Source organism: Crocinitomix catalasitica ATCC 23190 (genome assembly GCF_000621625.1).
In the GTDB taxonomy this organism is placed as follows: Bacteria; Bacteroidota; Bacteroidia; order Flavobacteriales_D; family Crocinitomicaceae; genus Crocinitomix; species Crocinitomix catalasitica.
Genome location: NZ_JHXV01000031.1, coordinates 37,645 through 56,649, shown reverse-complemented (window position 1 = coordinate 56,649; position 19,005 = coordinate 37,645). Strand labels below are relative to the sequence as shown.

At 33.2% G+C, this 19,005-nt stretch carries 18 protein-coding genes; 14 read left to right on the top strand and 4 right to left on the bottom strand.

Going from position 1 to position 19,005, the window contains the following annotated elements:
• Positions 1 to 783: 783 nt before the first annotated feature.
• Positions 784 to 1,668, bottom strand: a complete 885-nt coding sequence (locus T367_RS0116090; protein WP_027420773.1) for a hypothetical protein — start codon at positions 1,666 to 1,668, stop codon at positions 784 to 786.
• A 198-nt stretch (positions 1,669 to 1,866) separates the two neighbouring features.
• Here T367_RS0116090 and T367_RS0116085 point away from each other — a divergent pair, with 198 nt between their 5' ends.
• Entirely contained in the window at positions 1,867 to 2,145 is a 279-nt protein-coding gene (locus T367_RS0116085) for a hypothetical protein (protein WP_027420772.1), read from the top strand.
• Between the two features lie 4 nt (positions 2,146 to 2,149).
• Positions 2,150 to 2,974 carry a universal stress protein gene (locus T367_RS0116080; RefSeq protein WP_027420771.1) on the top strand — a complete coding sequence of 275 codons (825 nt, stop codon included), beginning with the start codon at positions 2,150 to 2,152 and terminating at the stop codon, positions 2,972 to 2,974.
• On the opposite strand, the gene T367_RS0116075 is transcribed toward T367_RS0116080, so the two are convergent.
• Both T367_RS0116075 and T367_RS24160 read right to left on the bottom strand, forming a co-directional pair.
• Positions 2,975 to 4,024: a response regulator gene (locus tag T367_RS0116075; RefSeq protein ID WP_035845328.1), complete on the bottom strand. Its 1,050-nt coding sequence runs from the start codon at positions 4,022 to 4,024 to the stop codon at positions 2,975 to 2,977. It lies immediately after the preceding gene.
• A gap of 2 nt (positions 4,025 to 4,026) precedes the next feature.
• On the bottom strand, positions 4,027 to 5,556 hold the full coding sequence (locus T367_RS24160; protein ID WP_051568611.1) for a sensor histidine kinase: 1,530 nt from the start codon (positions 5,554 to 5,556) through the stop codon (positions 4,027 to 4,029).
• 75 nt (positions 5,557 to 5,631) lie between these two features.
• Here T367_RS24160 and T367_RS0116065 point away from each other — a divergent pair, with 75 nt between their 5' ends.
• The 9 genes from T367_RS0116065 to T367_RS0116015 all read left to right on the top strand — a co-directional run bounded on the left by T367_RS0116065 (position 5,632) and on the right by T367_RS0116015 (position 16,366).
• Complete coding sequence (locus T367_RS0116065; protein ID WP_035845323.1) at positions 5,632 to 8,001, top strand: heavy metal translocating P-type ATPase; 2,370 nt, start codon at positions 5,632 to 5,634, stop codon at positions 7,999 to 8,001.
• A 2-nt stretch (positions 8,002 to 8,003) separates the two neighbouring features.
• Positions 8,004 to 8,483: a membrane protein gene (locus T367_RS0116060; RefSeq protein ID WP_027420768.1), complete on the top strand. Its 480-nt coding sequence runs from the start codon at positions 8,004 to 8,006 to the stop codon at positions 8,481 to 8,483.
• Between the two features lie 262 nt (positions 8,484 to 8,745).
• Entirely contained in the window at positions 8,746 to 10,041 is a 1,296-nt protein-coding gene (locus T367_RS0116055) for an aminotransferase class V-fold PLP-dependent enzyme (RefSeq protein WP_027420767.1), read from the top strand.
• A gap of 1,029 nt (positions 10,042 to 11,070) precedes the next feature.
• The gene (locus tag T367_RS0116040) at positions 11,071 to 12,831 is read left to right on the top strand and encodes a carboxypeptidase-like regulatory domain-containing protein (protein ID WP_027420764.1); all 1,761 of its coding nucleotides are present in this window, start codon (positions 11,071 to 11,073) and stop codon (positions 12,829 to 12,831) included.
• Positions 12,832 to 12,859: 28 nt separating this feature from the next.
• Positions 12,860 to 13,744 carry a YqiA/YcfP family alpha/beta fold hydrolase gene (locus tag T367_RS0116035; RefSeq protein WP_027420763.1) on the top strand — a complete coding sequence of 295 codons (885 nt, stop codon included), beginning with the start codon at positions 12,860 to 12,862 and terminating at the stop codon, positions 13,742 to 13,744.
• A 194-nt stretch (positions 13,745 to 13,938) separates the two neighbouring features.
• Positions 13,939 to 14,433, top strand: a complete 495-nt coding sequence (locus T367_RS0116030; RefSeq protein ID WP_027420762.1) for an SRPBCC family protein — start codon at positions 13,939 to 13,941, stop codon at positions 14,431 to 14,433.
• Between the two features lie 3 nt (positions 14,434 to 14,436).
• Positions 14,437 to 14,988 carry a GNAT family N-acetyltransferase gene (locus tag T367_RS0116025; protein ID WP_051568610.1) on the top strand — a complete coding sequence of 184 codons (552 nt, stop codon included), beginning with the start codon at positions 14,437 to 14,439 and terminating at the stop codon, positions 14,986 to 14,988.
• Between the two features lie 129 nt (positions 14,989 to 15,117).
• Entirely contained in the window at positions 15,118 to 15,747 is a 630-nt protein-coding gene (locus T367_RS0116020; protein WP_027420760.1) for a GyrI-like domain-containing protein, read from the top strand.
• 70 nt (positions 15,748 to 15,817) lie between these two features.
• On the top strand, positions 15,818 to 16,366 hold the full coding sequence (locus T367_RS0116015) for a hypothetical protein (protein WP_027420759.1): 549 nt from the start codon (positions 15,818 to 15,820) through the stop codon (positions 16,364 to 16,366).
• Positions 16,367 to 16,374: 8 nt separating this feature from the next.
• On the opposite strand, the gene T367_RS0116010 is transcribed toward T367_RS0116015, so the two are convergent.
• A complete protein-coding gene (locus T367_RS0116010; protein WP_157454277.1) occupies positions 16,375 to 16,563 on the bottom strand; it encodes a hypothetical protein in 189 nt (62 codons plus the stop codon).
• A gap of 76 nt (positions 16,564 to 16,639) precedes the next feature.
• Between T367_RS0116010 and T367_RS0116005 the strand changes: the two genes are divergently transcribed.
• The 3 genes from T367_RS0116005 (at position 16,640) to T367_RS0115995 (ending at position 18,975) form a co-directional block, all read left to right on the top strand.
• Complete coding sequence (locus T367_RS0116005) at positions 16,640 to 17,146, top strand: hypothetical protein (RefSeq protein ID WP_027420757.1); 507 nt, start codon at positions 16,640 to 16,642, stop codon at positions 17,144 to 17,146.
• Positions 17,147 to 17,152: 6 nt separating this feature from the next.
• Positions 17,153 to 17,776 carry a Crp/Fnr family transcriptional regulator gene (locus T367_RS0116000; protein WP_157454276.1) on the top strand — a complete coding sequence of 208 codons (624 nt, stop codon included), beginning with the start codon at positions 17,153 to 17,155 and terminating at the stop codon, positions 17,774 to 17,776.
• Positions 17,777 to 17,901: 125 nt separating this feature from the next.
• Entirely contained in the window at positions 17,902 to 18,975 is a 1,074-nt protein-coding gene (locus tag T367_RS0115995; RefSeq protein ID WP_169736079.1) for a serine hydrolase domain-containing protein, read from the top strand.
• Positions 18,976 to 19,005: the final 30 nt, after the last annotated feature.

The following is a 19,005-nucleotide window of genomic DNA, read 5'->3' as shown; positions in this document are numbered from 1 at the left end:
TTTAACTTTTTTGGTTACCCGATTTGCTTTTAAATTTTATTTAACCTCTTCTTCCTTTTTTTACAGCAAAAAAAGGAAGCAAAAAAGGCTGCCTGGCAGGGCCTACAACCAATAGCCCGCTTTTACTCACCAACGCCACTCTTGAAAATGGAAAAGATCGGTGATCTCCAATCAGAGATTGGAGCTTCCTCACTTTTTTACCAGTTTCAATTCGTTTCTTATGGTTCTTAAAAGAATGGCATCGAAAAATCGAGTTTCGGATATGATTATTGGGTTAAGTTGTAATTAGTAAAATTATTTTACTCTAAAAAAATCAATCCAAAACTTATTCTTTTTTACAAAGAAAATTATTTTGGCCTAAATTCCTCCCCAACTTTTGTGACTGATCCAAAAAAAATGCATGTGCGCAGCACCTGCTGGTTTTTGATTGCAGCCCACCCCCCAAGATTCGCGAGAGCAAATCTCCCAGCTATTTTTAACTTTGATTGTTATGCAAAAAACAGTACCTTATCCTTGAGGAATTCGTAGTTTATTCGCATTGGAAATGCTGCGGAAGAACACATACTCGTTCGGCAAAAGCTCAGTGCAATGCTCATTACGCTAGCGCTATCCCGAAAGTGATCGGGAGAGCGCGAGAAGGGGGGAGCCACGTGACCTTCCAGTCAAAATACCGTTGACCGTAATAATTTTTCTGTGCTTTAATTCCAATTGAAATGATGAGTACTCGGCTCGTAATGAAAAGCTTTAAATGCATGTTAGTTTAAAGCGTTGAATAATAAAATTTTAAAACCCTAAACCTAATCCACCCATTTCTTTCATCAATAGACGGACTTCAGGTACTTCACGCGTTTTCATTTCTGTAAATTTAAGGAATTGATACCTGTCTGTTTCATGTGTTCTGTAGTATGCATAAGCGTAATCAAAAGGGGCGAGTAGACCATTTTTTAAAGCGTCTTGTAGAATGGATTCTAATTTATTCCACTGTTCGTTATTCATGTGATAAAGTAACTGTGTCATGAGATACCCTGTTTTCATATAATCAGGATATCCCTTTTGCAATATTAAGGCAACAAATTCATCTAAATTAGCAGTAGAATTTTGAAGGAATTTCTGATAATATTTTTTTCTATTAATCGTGTCATTGCCCCATATAGCTATTGAATCTTCAGCAAATCGGAGCCATTTTTGATCTGTTGCATCAATTTGTTGTAAGCGTGTTATCCAATCCTGATCTAAAGAAGATATATCAACTTTCCGTTGATCATCATCTATTTTTTTCTTCTCTTCTTCTGAAAGAAAATCAAAGGCTTTTTCGGCAATTACATAATAATAAATATACTGAGCATCATTACTTAGTTTACATGATCTGATAAGGGTTGCATAGGCCTGTTCTTGTTCTCCAATAGAAGCTAAAGCAAATGCCCAATAATATAGATCTATTGATTTATATAGTTCGCCATATGTTTTGTCCACCGCATCAAAAATGATATTTGCTTCCTCATACCTTTCGGCAACAATAAATTTATTGGCAGTAGCAATAAGGTTGTTGTACTTGATATGGTCTTGCGCAAAAACAGAGTTGGTCAAGAGAAACAAGATTATAAATGGGAGAAGTTTTTTAGGAAGTATTGATTGATTAATAATAGAACTTTGGCTTGGGAATTTCATAAGTTGAATATTAAGTTTATATAATTATAACGATAATTTGGGAGAAGTTACTCGTTATGATGTGCAAATCAGTGTTTTGCTGGAAAATTGATGACGTTTTTTGCAAAAGTGATAAAAGTCACTTTTGCAACTATTACAAGTCATACTTAGCTTTATGGATTGGGCATACATTTGTAGAAACAATTAAAACAAATCATTATGTCAAATACAATCTCAAATAACGACAGTTTTTTTAATAAATATGAATCGCAACGATATGGCATCATGTCAATTTTATTATTGATTGTTGGCTGTAGTGCAGGAATAGCAGTTGGTTTAGGGGCGCTTACACAAGTTTTTTCATTAATTATTCTATCAATGACAACAATGGCTGCTTTATCTATGATGATAGCACTTGCACCGCTTAAATATATCTTTATTACAAGTGGACTTGCAATTTTTGTTGATATGATTATTATCCTAATCAATTTGATATAATTTTATGGAAATCGGTAACTCTACTGTTTTTTTGTTGACAGATTTTTCCGATCATGCTAGAAATGCATGCATATATGCCATTGATCTTTTTAAAAATCAGGTTAATTATGTTTTGATCAATACTTTTCAAACTAGAGAAGCACAAGTGACATTAATCAATCTGGAAGAGATGGCTTTTGATGAATCAATGTCGAGCCTTGAACAGGAAAAAGACTGGCTTTTGAGAAAATCAAAACAAACTGACCTTTCTATTGAAATTTGTTCTAAAAACGGTCGAATTACGGATGTGATTAATAGCTTAATTCCAAAATATGATGTTGCAGTAGCGGTTGTTGGAACAAAAGGTCGGTCGAATTTAGAAAGTTTACTAATTGGGAGCAATACGAAAAATATTATGCGTCACGTAAAACTTCCCGTTTTATCCATTCCAATCACAGCAGTATTTAATGGAGTTAAACAAGGGGTTGTTGCCAGTGAAATAAAAGCGGTGCTTGGTAAATCTACCGTGAATAGAATTAACAAGTGGAAAGATTTTTTTAATTTGAATCTTAAAGCCGTAACCGTAAGAGGTGGCAATTCGCCGCTTTCGAATCAAGAAATTGCAACAATCGATAAAATCGTTAAACAGTTAGAAATTAAAGATTTTGAAGTCGAAGAAAATGAAAGCGTACCACTTGGATTATGCAAGTTTATTGCTGCACACGACACCGATTTATTGATTTTAATAGCAAAACATACAGGTTTTTTCAACCGTATCTTTCATAGAAGTGTCACGAATGAAATGTTAGGGATCTCATTGATGCCAATATTAATTCTAGAAGACAATTAATTACCAATTAAAATTTTTCAATGCTGGAGGATCCAAAATTGTTATTGTTGATCCTTTTATAGCAATTATTCCATCCGTTTTAAATTCAGAAAGTGTTCTTATCACTGATTCTGTAGCCGTTCCAACTATTGATGCTAAATCGTCTCTGGTTATTGCAATACTAAAACTCTCTTCCTCCGATTTGTATTTATCGTATAATTTCAACAACGCATCCGCTACCCGTTTTCGAACAGAGTCGTAAGCCAAATTCATCAAATCAACTTGTTTGGTTGTGATTGAACCAACCAATAATTCAATAAATTTTTTAGAAACTTCTTTCGAATGATAGAGTAGGTTGATAAAATCTTCTTTCTGAATCATTGTTACCTCTGTGTCTTCAAGTGCAACAGCACTCACTGAATAGTCTGTATGTTGAATCATTTCTTTGAAACCGAAAAAATCTCCGGGCTTGAATAGATTGAGTACGAAGTCTTTCCCATCTAAATTCATTTTAGAAGTTTTTACGCGACCAGAAACAACGAGGTACATATAATTCGGATAATCTCCTTCGTTAAAAATGTGTTCCTTTTTTTTATATTTTTTACTGCGTTTATTGTCGGTTAAAGATGCAATACCACCAACTTGCTCTAAAAACGAATCAAGACCTGCTTGACCAGGTTCAAAATCTGCAGAAAATTGTTCTATTCTTTTTAATCGACGCTCAATAGCATCTAATAATTCTGTATCGTCAAAAGGTTTTGTGAGATAATCGTCAGCACCCATATTCATACCTTTTCTAAAATCATCTTTTTCAGATTTGGCAGTGAGAAAAATAAATGGAATACTTGCCGTTTTTTCATCTTTTCCAATCATGTATAAAACACCGTATCCATCCAATTCAGGCATCATAATGTCGCATAGAATTAAATCAGGCATCTCTTTTTTGATGAGGTTTACTCCCTTTTTGCCGTTTTCAGCAGTGACAACTTCATAATTCGCTAGTTCAAGAATCTCTGCGATATTCTCTCGAACTTCATCATTATCTTCTATTAGGGCTATTTTCTTTGTCATATCTATGCTTGTATTGGAATTTTAATAGTGAAAGTTGAGCCTTTATTTTCTGCACTCTCAAAAGTGATTTGGCCATTTAACATATGCGCGTATTTACTCACAATTTGTAATCCTAATCCTGTTCCTTTTATATTGACGGCGTTACTAGCTCTGAAAAATCGACTGAAGAGTTGCACTTGCTCTTCTTCAGGAATACCTATACCTTGGTCTCTAACTTCAATTTTGAGGAAACCGTCTCGCAAAGCTGCAGAAATAATAATTTCCCCGTCCTCTAACGAATACTTAATCGCATTTGAAAGTAAATTATAACAAATGTTTTTTAGAATATTAGGATCAGACTTAACTTCTTTAAAGTCATCTTCAATTTGAATGAGAATTGTCTGTTCCTCATTTTTAATGCTGCTCATTTCTTCAACAATCTCGAAAAGAAATTCATTAAAATCAAAAGCAATAATTTTTATCGGTGTTTCTTGTGTCTCTAATTTATCAACGGATAAGAAATCATTTAAAATTTCAGTTAAACCGCGTACAGATTTTTTAATCCGCTCTGTATGTTTCTTAGCCTTCTCCATTTCACCAATCTCCTGATATTTTTCAACTAATGAATTGGATGAAAGTATCGTACTTAAAGGTGTTCTGAATTCGTGAGATGCCATCGATACAAATCGTGACTTCATCTCATTTAATTCTTTTTCCTTCTCCAAAGCTTCCGATTGCTGAATAGAAATTCTTTTCTGTGCTGAAATATTTTGCTCAACAACAAGAATTCTATCTACATTGGCATCACTGTCTTTTAATGGAACAGCGCTAATTTTATAAAACTCATTCTTGTAAACGATTTCAAACTCTTTGGGATGACCTTCGAATACGGAAAGGAGTGATTCTTTAATTTTTGGACGAATTTCACTAGATATTTTATCTAAATAATTCGTACCAATTAATTTCTCACTCTTAATCCCTAGCTGGAATAATTCCTTGCCATCTACAAAAATGTAGTTCAAATCTTTATCAAAAACATTAATTGTTCCGTTGGGAAAGTTTCTCGCAATCGCACTATATAATTCTTGACTTTTCTCAACTTGTTTGGTCCGCTCTTCAACTTTTAATTCAAGGTTTTTATTTAGCCCAATTATTTCTTTTTCGTGTTGAACACGTGTTGATATGTCTGTAACAAGTGCTGATACAAAAGTTTCATCATTAATATCTACATGATTTAAACTGATTTCAACGTAAAACTTTGTATTGTCTTTTCTAAGTGCTTTCAAATTCATTCCCTCCCCCATAGACCTTTTTTTAGGGCTACTATGAAAGTTTTCTCGCAATTTTACATGCTTCGCTTTAATATCTTTTGGAATAAGATCTTCAATGGTTAGACCAATGATTTCTTTATCTTCGTACCTAAATAATTCATGTAAACGAGGATTGGCCAATACTATAATACCTTTCTTATTTACAACTAGAAATCCTTCTTCTATTGATTCAAATAAAATTTGATAAATGGGAGCGGCAAGTTGCGAATCAAATGTGTCCAAAATAATTATTTAAGCTGATTAATATCATGGTAAAAATAACAAGAAAATTAGAAATTTGTACTGTAAATTAAGGTTATGAATATATGTTTCCATTGTCACGACAATTGTGTTGAAGAAATTCAATTTGATGAACATGTATTTTGTTGTGTCGGGTGCAAAACTGTATATGAAATATTGCAAGGAAATACGTTGTCTAATTTTTATAAGATAGACGATGAAGCGGGAGTGAGACCTAATGCAGAAATAAAAGGTCGTTTTGATTATCTCGACCTGGCAGAGTTTCAATCTAAATTGATTGTTTTCCAAGACGGAAGCATCACAAAAATTAAACTTTTCTTACCTCAAATTCATTGTAGTTCTTGTTTGTGGCTATTGGAACGATTGCATAAGATAAACCCAGGTGTCATTCAAAGTCAAGTCAAGTTTGTAGAGAAAGAAGTAAGTATAACTTATGATGCCGATAAAATATCAATGCGCCAATTGGCTGAATTATTGGCTACAATTGGCTATTCGCCAAGTATCACACTAAAAGAGTTTGATAAGAAAGAGAAGAATCAAATGAATAAAAAATTGGTCCAACAAATTGGTGTGGCTGGTTTTTGTTTTGGAAATATCATGCTCTTGAGTTTTCCTGAGTATTTAGGAATCAATAGGGGAGATCAGAATTTTATTAGCCTATTCAATGGTCTTAATTTAGTATTGTCATTGCCTGTATTAATATATGGAGCAAAGGATTATTTAATTTCAGCGTATAGCGCAATTCGTTCGAAACGGATCAATATTGATGTGCCGATTTCCTTGGGGATTTTATCACTTTATTCACAGTCTTTATACGAAGTTGTTTCTGGAACAGGAGCTGGTTATTTTGATTCGTTTGCTGGTTTAATCTTTTTCTTACTCATCGGTAAGTGGTTTCAACAACAAACTTATAGGGCGATTAATTTTGAGCGAGATTATGAATCATACTTCCCCATTTCAGTGACCAAAGTAGTCAATAATAAAGAGGAAATTATTCCACTTAAATCCGTTCAAATTGGTGATGAATTAATGATTCGAAACGGAGAAATTATTCCTGCGGATGGCATTCTTAAATCAAAATCTGCGAAAATTGACTATAGTTTTGTCTCCGGAGAAGCTGATTTAATTGATAAGTTTTCGGGCGATCAACTCTTTGCAGGTGGAAGACTTTCCGGTTTGGCCATTCGAATGGAGATTTCGAAACAGGTTGAAAACAGCTATTTGACAGAACTGTGGAATAATCCAATTTTTAATAAAAAGGAAACAGGTGCAAATTTAACGGATACGATCAGTAAATACTTTACATGGGCCATCCTTGGATTAGCAATTTTATCGGGTGGTTTTTGGATGATTAGAGATTCGTCTCAAGCTTTGTTTGTTATGATATCGATACTTATCGTTGCATGTCCTTGCGCTTTGGCATTATCTGCACCATTTACTTTTGGGAATGCAATTCGAATTCTTGGAAGGAAACATTTTTACATGAGAAATGTTGAGGTGATTGAGACTATGAACGAAATTGATACGGTTGTTTTAGATAAAACTGGAACGATTACTGAAAATGAAAAAAGTGAATTGGTTTGGGAAGGCGAAGAATTGAGTGAAATACAAAAAAGTGTAATCGCATCAATTGTTCGACAATCTGCTCACCCAATGAGTAGAAAGATAGCTGCAATTTTAAAAGATAATGCACTTGTTGAATTAATAAAACATAACGAGGTTGCAGGCAGTGGTATCACAGCCGAATTGCAAGGGGAGGTATGGAAAGTTGGTAGTTATAAATTGGTTGATCTTTCTGATAGTCCTAAACAATCCTCCGTTTATATTCAATGCAACGGCACAGTACTTGGACGTTTTGTTTTCCATTCGAGCTATAGAAAAGGAATGCGTGAAATGTTTATGACTTTAGGTGAGAAATATGAGATTCATGTCCTTTCAGGTGACAATGATGCTGAAACCGAACGTTTAACGGAATTAATTCCCAATAATGCCTCCTTGAATTTTAATTGCCAACCGAATGATAAATTAGTTTTCATTGAGAATTTACAGAAGAAAGGTAAAAAAACAATGATGATTGGCGATGGTTTGAATGATGCTGGTGCATTAAGACAGGCTGATGTTGGTATCTCAATTGTTGATGATATTTATGCTTTTAGTCCTGCTTCTGATGCAATTCTGAAAGGTGATAATTTGATTAAATTGAATAATTATTTCGACTTCGCAAAATACAGTATTCGCGTAGTAAGATACAGTTATATCTTTTCGTTTGCTTACAATATAGTTGGATTAAGTTTTGCTATATCTGGGAATTTAACACCTTTAGTCGCTGCTATTTTAATGCCTTTGAGCTCGATAAGTGTTGTGATTTTAGTAACGCTGCTCACCAACTTAAAGGGTCGCGTGTTTTTAAAAGATAAAAATAATTAGGAATGATAAGTTTTACTTTGGCCCGTGTTATTCATGTTCTAGCCGTTATCCTTTGGATAGGTGGCGTCGCAATGGTAACCACAGTGATAATTCCTGCAGTTAAAAAACTTAAGTCTCCTGAAGAGCAAATCAAAACATTTGAAACGTTAGAAGGACGATTTGCCATTCAAGCTAAAGTCACGACTTTGCTAACTGGATTGTCTGGCTTTTACATGCTTTATGCCATCGATGGTTGGAGTAGGTACTTGGAAATTAAATTTTGGTGGATTCATGCCATGACCTTGGTTTGCATTTTATTTACCCTGGTATTGTATGTTTTAGAACCACTTGTATTGCATAAAATGTTTAAAAAATATGTCCAAAAGAACCCTGAAAAAACATTTTTTTTTATTCAAAAGGCGCATTGGGTTTTATTGTTGCTAAGTCTCATTACCACTGCCGGAGTCGTTGCTGGAAGTCATGGCTGGTTTTGGATAAAATAGGATTTACGTCTATTCTTCTCTTTCAATATTAGAAATTTATTTTGGTGAATGATGCGATTAAAAGCAACATAATATTCATTGGAATGACAAATTATACAACAAAAATAAATATATTTATATTCCTTTTAAAAATGGAAGTGTAAGAAATACAATTGCTTAAGCTTGATTTTGATTGGTGAAATAGCTATGAAAAATGCAGATAGTTGGGTAGGATTAAATATTAATCTCTCGCTATACTTTTGTTTAACTTAACTTTTATTTGATGGTTCAAAACAATTCTTCAAGAAGAAAATTTCTGAAAAAAAATGTTTTAGCAGGTGCTTTTATTGCGGCAGGAGGACCATTATTGTATGCCAATTCTAGTGCAAAAGTGAAACTTCCAACTCCTTTTAAAACTGCAGAAAATTATAATGAGATTGATTGGGATGCCGTTCGATCTGCTTTCCTTTTTGATGAAGATAAAAATTATTTTAATGTAGCCAGTCTTGGGCCTTCACCTAGAAGTGTGATTGACACCATTTGTAACACCATGCGTGACCTTGAAACAATTTGTTCACACGGTCATCACATGACTGAAAATACGCACTTAGAAATTGCTAAGTTTTTAAATGTGGAGGCGAATGAAATAGCGATTACACGGAATGCTACTGAAGGCATGAATATTATGGCTAAAATGTTAAGGTTAAAAGCTGGTGATGAGGTTATTTTGACAAAAGAAGAGCATGTTGGCGGTGCTGCACCATGGTTAGCATTACAAGAAAATATTGGAATTAAAGTTGTTTTGGTTGATATGGATTATAGCGGAGAGACGAATCTTAAGCGAATAACGGATAAAGTAACCAGCAAAACAAAAGCTATAATGTTTTCACATATCACTTGTACAACAGGTATGCGTTTACCTGTAAAAGAAATCGCTGCGTTTTGTCGGAAAAATAATATCTATTCATGTGTAGATGGTGCGCAAGCTTTAGGTATGTTTCCTATTGATTTGACCGATTTAGATCCAGATTTTTATACGGCTAGTGGTCATAAATGGCTTTTAGGACCAAAAGGAACAGGTGTATTGTACATCAGAACGGAATTGATTAAGAAATTAAAACCTGTCTTTACAGGTGCGTATACGGTGAGTGATTTCGATTTACAAGAAATGACTTTTACCAATGTTTTTTCCGCGCAAAGAGAAGAATATGGGACTAGAAATACATCCATTATTTTGGGGATTGAAACTGCAATTGAATTTATCTCAACCATTGGAATTGAAAATGTAGGTAGACGAGGTCTCGAATTTGCAACCTACTTCCGACAAAAAATTAAAGATCTAGAAAAAGTAGAAATTCTTACGCCTGAAAATCCAGCATTCGCGGCGTCGATTATCACTATTCGAATTGCAGGAGTTGATAATTTAGAACTCAATATGAAAATAAGTGTCGATCATGGAATTCGATTAAGAGGAATTTATGAAAATGATATCAATGGAATTCGAATTTCATTCTGTGTTTTTAATACTTATAAAGAAGTTGATAATTTGGTGAAGGTAATTAGAGAGGTCGCTAGTTAAGTCGATAAAAAGTATCTATAAAATTTCATTTTGGCATATTTCTTAAATTTGGTATACGCTAATAAATGAGGTGTGTGTTGTTCTAATGAAACCTAATATAGATAAAATAACTGCAGATAAAATCTGGATATTTCCTTTGCTTTTTGGAATAGTTGGTGGTTTATTCGGTTTGATTTTACGTTATGCTTTTACAGGGGCTCTCGCAGGATTCTCCATGGTATCAGCTAGCCATTTTTTTCTGTTTACATTTTCAATACTTTGGAGCCTTTTTTGTTTGGATGTTTACCGTTTTGTTGGCAAAGGCTGGAATTTTTTTAGCAAAAAAACAATTCTATCTCCTTGTCATAAGTTTGATTTTGTTGTATGCACATTCATTAGATTTTAATTTTGACCATTGGTTAATTCAATTCTGTGGAACATTAGGTTCATAGGGATTGTTCCTCTTGATTTTAAAATTCTTTAATCAATTCTATCAACTGAATCACGGTTATAAATTTGTGTATTTCGGAATCATAGCTATTGGTATGATGAATATTTTAGGGAGCATTCCTGCCATTGCGAATTTGGCTGTCGAAAATCGATTCATTTTGATCGCTTGGCTACACTTATTGTTTTTAGGTTTGTATACACCATTTATTTGGCTTTCATTACCATCGCAGCGTAAAATGATATGGTGGATTTATGGTATAGCATTTATCATTTCTGAGAGTGCGCTAATCTTTCCTGGGGTATTTACAAAACTCACGTCCTTACCAATTATGTGGGTGCTGTTTTATGCTTATTTGATGATCTTTTTGTGTCTTTGTTGGGTGCATTTGTCCAATCTTTTATTTAAGAAGCATGGCATCTGACTTGTATAAGTACTCAATCTATTATGTGGTTTAATTGAGTGAACTGTGCCGAAGAATATTTATATTTGGTTCAAACACTTATCTTATAAAAATACAGGAAAATATAGTATTGTCGGATCCTTTAAAAAATAAAGGAACGTGCGATTCAATTATTCAATCAATCCTTTGGTTTTTACTTATGTTGTTGCCAGTTGTTGGACATTCGCAAACTGATTTTATTCAATCGAATGAAACCTTTGTGCAAGGAACAGTAATGCATTTAAAAGATAATCAACCAATGCCTTTTGTTCGCATCTATAATAAAACCAATCATACCGGTACGATTTCAAATTATGATGGATTTTTTAAAGTAGATATTACTTCAGATAAAGATACCTTGCTCTTTACTTTTATGGGCTATGAAAATCATACGGTCATAGCGGGCGAACTGATAAATAACACTGTTGTATTCATGTCTGAGCAATCTAAATATTTAGGTACCGTAAATATACTGGCTGATAATTCCTTTTTATATGATTTAATTGAAGGTTGTTCTAGTCTTAGAAGAGCCGAAACAAAAATAGCGAAAACATATTTTGGCTTAGAAACCTTTGTAGATGATAAACAGGTTGAATTATTAGAGTGTTATTATAATGGTTTTTATACGGGATATGAGGTTACAGGACTTGAATTAAAAAAGGGACGCTCGGCCTTAAATGTTGCCAATGATATACTTTTTCTCTCTCTCGATATTTCAAAAGCATTTTATAAACATAAATTATTTGAATGGAATGGGGACCTTTTTCCACATAGTCCGTTCGAATTTAGAAAACGAAAACTAAAAAAAGTTTATGATTTAACCCTTGCATCAAAATATAGAGATGAGCAATTAAGAACAATTTACGTGATTCAATTTGATACCAAATCGAATCCTGAGATATACTTCGACGGAAAGGTTTGGATTGATTCTTTATCGAATCAAATTCTAAAAGTTGAACTTGAGATTGACAATGCAAAAACCTATCCTTTTTCTGATAATTGGAGTCAATATGCTTATGAAAATATTAATATGCGGATTACTAAAACATTCGAACAGACTGTAAATGGAATTGTGTTAAACGCTGTTTACTTTGATTATGATTTGAATTATAAAATCAACCAGAAATTAACCGAAACTGTCTCACGTTCCACGCGGTCTGTATTGCAAGTTTTTGATTATGACGATGTTTTTGTATTGCCATTCTTTTATTATCCAACTTCAGTATCTGACTATAGAAAAATAAGTGCCGCGACTTATGATTCTTATTTTTGGAAGAATTATAGTGAGTTCCGTTTGAACAATGAAGACAAACGGAATGAGGAGTTTTTTCATACGGCTGATTTTACGAGTGAATCTCTTTTTAATACGCGAAGGATTGCTAAGAAAAGTTCGCATATTTTTGAAAGTGAATATGTTTTTTGGGATGAGAAGCGAATCTTTTTTGCGAAAAACTTGGGAGATAATAATTCGAATGTTCAATATGTTAAAGCAGGTATGCCAACTACGCTAAATTATAATTTAGATGTTCAAATATATGTTGATATTGTTGAGTTGACAGATACATTTTATGTTCGATCTGAGACTGTTTTTAATCCCTTTGAGACTTACTATAATGGTATCGTCACCGAAAAAACACATGTTTTTATCAATACTTATTTTGACTTAATTGAAATTCATAGAAGGATACTAATGGAAGAAATAGCGGAAGTGGGGCAAGATATTGCTGCAATTCAGGCTCTCTACAACAGTAGAATGGAGATAATGGCCTATGAATCGGATAAGTATCTAAAAGAAGTTAATCGTGGTGAAGATGAAGTGGCAATGGAGGAATGGAATGCATTTATCTGGGAAAAACTGAAAATTAACAATCTTAAAATTTTCAGTCTAGATGTTGAAGCGGAAGATGTTGAGCATGATTAATTTATATTTACTTCTAACAATCTCAAATATGAAAAAAAGTATTTCCTATTATATCATTCTATTCGTACTTAAATTAAAGGGATTGAAGAAAGATTTCAGTCAAGATCCCATAGATTATAAAAAGATAAGGAAACAAGATGTTCACGATCCGAAAGGTAAATTTTTTAGTCAGTCTAATATTGAAAGTTTTAATATTTTAAAGTCTAAAATTACAGCAGTTAATAAACCTGAATCTAATCGATTATTGATCTTTATTCACGGTGGTGCATTCATTTCGGGTCCTTCACAGCACCATTGGGATAGCATTAAAACACTGCACCAACAAACGAATCAAAATATCTGGTTGTGTGATTATCCAAAAGCTCCCGAACATCAGATTGAAGAAATATCTTTAAATATTGACGCGGTTTATAAGCAAGCATTGGAGAAATATTCAGCGCAAAACATAAAACTTATGGGCGATTCTGTAGGTGGAACATTAATTGCGACTTTGACCCAAAGGTTGGTTTTGAATCAAGTTGAATTACCATCAAAAATTATATTAGTTTCTCCCGTAATGGACGCCTCCCTTAAAAATCTTGAGATTCTAAAAGTCGATGCTGTCGACCCAATGTTATCAAAAAAAGGTGTTTTAAGTGCTAAGAAAATGTGTGCTGGAGAACTTGATTTAAAGCATCCTATTATTTCGCCGCTCTTTGGCAGTTTTATTGGTATTCCTCGAACGGTTTTATATATGGCTGAAAACGATATCACCTATCCTGATCAAAAAAGAGCGGTTATTAAAATGAAAGAGGCAAAAGTCGTTTTAATAACAGTCTTAGGCGAAGGAATGCCACATGTTTGGCCATTTTTGCCAGTAATGAAAGAAGCTAAAATAGCTTTAAACGCAATCATTAAAGAATTGAATGATTAAAGATCTATTTGATTTATCGCTTCATCATTTCGATCAAAGTGTTGAATAATTGATAGATAGGTCGATTAAAGTGATAATTATATATATTTAATCAAATAAACTGGTTGCAGATATGAAAGGAACCGTCATTATATTAATTGATAACCTTGTATATTTTATTTGTAGGGTTTGATAATAGAACTAAAAAATCATAAATGAAGAATTTCGATTGGACAAAATTTTCTAAACGTATATATCTTAAAAGCGATTTAAAAACAGTTTACAACGTCTGGACTAAAAGTGCAGAACTAGAAAAATGGTTTTTATCTAAGGCTGTTTTTTTAACGAATGATAGGAAAGAAATTCTACCTACAGAAAACGTAGATGCAGGATGTATTTATAGATGGAATTGGTTTGCTCAGAATGCTTTTGAGGAAGGTAAAATAATCAAGGCGAATGGAACTGATAGTTTGACTTTTACTTTTGCTGGTACCTGCAGTGTAGAAGTGCAATTGACTCAAGTCGAAAATCAAATATTGGTCGAACTTGTACAAAGCCAAATTCCTTCGGATGATAGTTCAAAAGAAAATATTAGATTAGGCTGTGCTTTTGGATGGTCTTTCTATTTATTGAATTTAAAATCAATTTTAGAAGGTGGCATAGATTTGCGAAATAAAGACACATCGCTTATTGGTGTGGTTAACAATTAAATTATGGAATTTGAGATCATTATAACAGATCGATTGAAATTGAGAAAATTCGACCCGGAGGTTTTTACTTATATCTATGAAGAATTATCAAAGGAGGATCAAATGAAATACCTCGGATTTACAACAAAAGAGGAATTAGCAAAGGATCGAAAGAAATATGATGGCGGCCTTTGGACACACAATAAGAAGATCTTATATTTTCAATTACTCGATCTTAAAAATAATGAAATAATAGGGTGGTGTGGTTATCATACTTGGTATACAGATCATAGTAGAGCTGAAATTGGTTATGGATTATTCCGTGATGAATATAAACGTTTGGGTTTAATGACCGAAGCGCTAATTCCAATTATTAATTACGGATTTAATCAAATGAATTTGAATAGAATTGAAGCCTTTGCAGCTCCTGAAAATGCGGGTTCAATTCGATTGTTAAAAAAGTTTGGCTTTATAAAAGAAGGTTTATTGCGCGAACATTATAGAAACGAAGTTGATCCAGAAGACTCAGCTGTTTATTCTTTACTTAAAAGCGAATACACAAATAATAAAAAGTAAATCTAGACGCTCCTGACATATAGCTGTCATTCGTACCCAATATATTTGAAGTATTAAAGGAATAAAAATCTGTTTTAGACAATATATATTAGTTAAATATCAATTCATTAACCAATAACTTTCATCCTCATGAAGCACGAATGGCGCAAAAAAGAAAAAGCAATATATCTACCAAAAGCGCAACCAGAGATTATTGATATACCAGCTTTCAAATTCATTACAATAGAAGGGGAGGGCAATCCTAACGATCCTGCCTTTGGAGATTATATTGGAGCTTTGTATCCCGTTGCATATGCCATTAAAATGACACTTAAAAAGTTAGAATTTAAACCTGAAGGTTATAATGATTATACGGTTTATCCGCTTGAAGGTGTTTGGGATATTAACGATGAAGCCAAAAAGAATTTTAGTGGCACGCTCAATAAAGATGATTTGGTTTTTAAGCTGATGATTCGTCAACCAAATTTCATCACGGAATCATTCTTCCAAGAAATGCACGATTTAGCCATTAATAAAAGTGACAATCTATTGGTGAAACAAGTGAAGTTTGAAACCATAACAGAAGGTCAATGCATTCAAATGCTGCATATTGGTAGTTACGATAACGAATCTGAAACATTTGCATTAATGGAGGATTATGCGGCTAGGCAAGGAGTCAAAAGAAAATCAAAAATTCATCGTGAGATTTATTTGTCGGATTTTAGAAAAGTAGCGCAAGACAAATTAAAAACAGTATTGCGATTCGAATTGGAGGATTAAATTGAGCCGTCAAACTAAAGGAAATACATTATTAAATAAATTAATTCTATGTTCTAGCTATATTAGACAGATGGAAAAAGGAATAAATCATTTCGAGCAAAAAGCACCAATAAGGTCAATAAAATTATTTTCTTTGTTATTTATCGGGACGTTATTATTTTTTCTTTTAAGTTGCGATAGCAAGTATTCTTTTTCGGATATCTCTCGATTTAATATGGTTGAAAATGCTATGGAAGATGGTGAGGAAATTAAATTATTATACACCAGTCGCGCGCCTGATGATAATAAGGATTTAGATTATTTTATCCATTTCATAGTCGTGTCTCAAAAAACAGGTGATACCGTGAACATCCTCTCTACTTTTAATAATTACATCACAAATGACGATATAAATAAGATCTATAATTTTATTGATAAGGATAATTATGTAAGCAAGTTAATGATGCAGGACTTTGAGTCGAAAGAAGGACTTCAAACGTTGGGTAATTTAGATGATTTAGAAAGTGTGGACTATTCGAAAATAAGGAAAGTAGCAAGGGATAGTGATTTCGATTATATCGCAAATAATAACCACCCGAGTATTATCGGCTCTATTGCGGTAACGAGTAAGATAAAGTAGTCAAAATACTAGTCCTCACAATCACAATACTCTCCATCTGCAGTAGATATTTGATCTGTGCAAGCTGTCTCCCCCATAATTTCATATTTTGAATCACCGTTTGCAGTCTTAGCTATACATGTTGTTTCGCCTTTATCGCAGCTACTAATTAAAACGAATAAAGAAACAACAGTGAAAAATTTAATACCTAATTTCATATATTGTATTTTTTTTAATTTGAACATTAGATATAACTGTCTAATTTGAAGTTTATTGTGTGTCGAATCACCAATTATGAAAACCATAAGATTAATATTGTTTATCGCATTCACTTGTTTAAGCCTTTTCTCTTGCAGTAGCTGGTCGAATAAAAAGGAAGAAGTAGCTGGTGAACTTATTCAAGGTGAACTTTACTTTAAATTAATTGATTTTGGAAGCTATTACGGTTTTTCGGATGATATAATTGAAGAATTTGAAAATTATGTGGATAGTTTGACGAAAGTTGACGTAATCTCAGATAATGATCGATATGTGCGTGATTTTACTGAAATACTAAAACAAAATGATTTAATTTATTTGCCTTATTTTAATCTAAAAGTTGATTCAATTCATAAGGTAAAGGTTTATTTAAGTGAAAAAGAATACAAGAAAATTCAGCAGTATAATCACCAAGAATTAATCAACGAAAATCAGAAAGTGACCATTCGTTTAAAAGGCGAATATGTCCATGATGACATCGTAAAATGCACAGAGATTATATCGACTGACAAAGTTGAAGGCAAAACATATTGGAGAAAATAGGATAGCTTGATAAAAAATCTTTTCTTTAAACAAAAAAATAAAGCAATGCTTTTGATGGACCCTATTGATAGTTTTAAAAAATATTTGACGGAAAATTTTTCCATCAGTGAAACTACATGGGCTTTAATTCATCCTTTACTAAAGGAGAAACGTATCAACAAAAACACCTTTATTGTTGAAGAGAATCAAACCTATTCAAAAGAGTTGTTTTTAGTCTCAGGTATTGTTCGACTTTTTTATTTAGATAGTGATGGTAATGAAATAAACATTGCTTTTTATAGGGGGATTGAAATATTACCACCTTATTTCACGCGAAATCTAAATGGTAAACACAGTTGTCATATCGAAGCGTTAAGTGATGTCGTTCTCGTTGAATTTGAAGCAGAATCGTTCAGCAAACTAATTCGATCCAACGCAGAAGTGCAGCACTTCGCCACCCAGGCAGTTGAAAAAGAATTGAGATACAAAGTCGAACGTGAGAAATTGTATTTATCACAGAATGCTCAGACGCGTTTGGCAGATTTTAGAAGTCGGTATAAAGGACTCGAAAATGAAATCCCTCATTATCATATTGCGTCCTATCTCGGTATATCTCCTGTTTCGTTAAGTCGATTGCGGAAAGATTCCTAACTTTTCTCTTTTATTAACAAATGTTAATACACAGGTTTTTCGGAAGCCTTTAATTTGTTCCTTCAAATTGAAGAATGAAAAAAATATTGCTATTTTCCATGAGTATTTTAAATTTATCACTTGCTATGAGCCAGAATTTTAATCAGCTTAAAACATATTTAGACGATAAAATTACGGGTAAAAAATCTCCAGGTGTTCAGTTTCTTATAGCTGATTCAACAGGTATACTTTTCGACTATAATAGCGGTTTCGCTGATATTGAAAAACAAATTCCAGTTGATGCGAATACCGAGTTTAAAATGTATTCTGCAACAAAGTTAATGACGATGATTGGTATCATGCAATTGGTAGAGCAGGGGAAGATTAATTTAGACGATCCAGCGGCAAAATATACCAAGATTAAATATGCTGATGATATTACCGTTCGAAAAATATTGAATCATACTGCAGGATTCAGTCGCAACCCTTTCATTAAAGAAATTCATTTGGTAGAAGAGGATACGAATTTTAATTATGCCGAATTTATGGATTATGCCTTACCGCATTACAATAAAATCATTTATAAAACGGGTAAAAAAAATAGCTATTCTAATTATGGTTATTTGGTGCTGAGTGAAATTGTAGCAAATGTTTCAGGAATGGAATATGAAGCTTATATTGATCAATATATAACAGCTGAATTGGGGTTGATAGAAGAAGATAATATAGGATTTAAATATACCGATCAAACGGCAAAAGGCTATCAAAAAAGACGCACCTTAACACATTGGGCATATTCAGTAATGGTGGACAAGGATAAGTATTATGCTCATAAATCAAAAGATTGGCAAGGATATAAAGATCTATATATGCGAGGACTTGGATTCGGAGGGGGGATTGCAAATGCTCGAGCGGTTGCAGCGCTAATGCAAAATCTTATGAATCACGGAATATTAGAGGCGAGTACTTTGGAAGAGACTTTCAAAAGGCAAATATATAATTCGAATAAAACGAGTAAGCAAACCTTAGGTTGGTGGCATGCCGAGGTTGATAGTCGACAAAGTTTTTATCATCCAGGTGGTGGCGGTGGTTATTCATGTGAGGTTCGAATTTATCCCAAAAAAGGTCAAGTAAGGGTGATGATGATGAACAAAACACAAACAATTGGAGATTTAAAGATGTTTGCTAAAATTGATAAGCTTTGGTTGAATGAGGAATAAGGAGTAGTGTCTAGCTTTTAATTTTTTCAT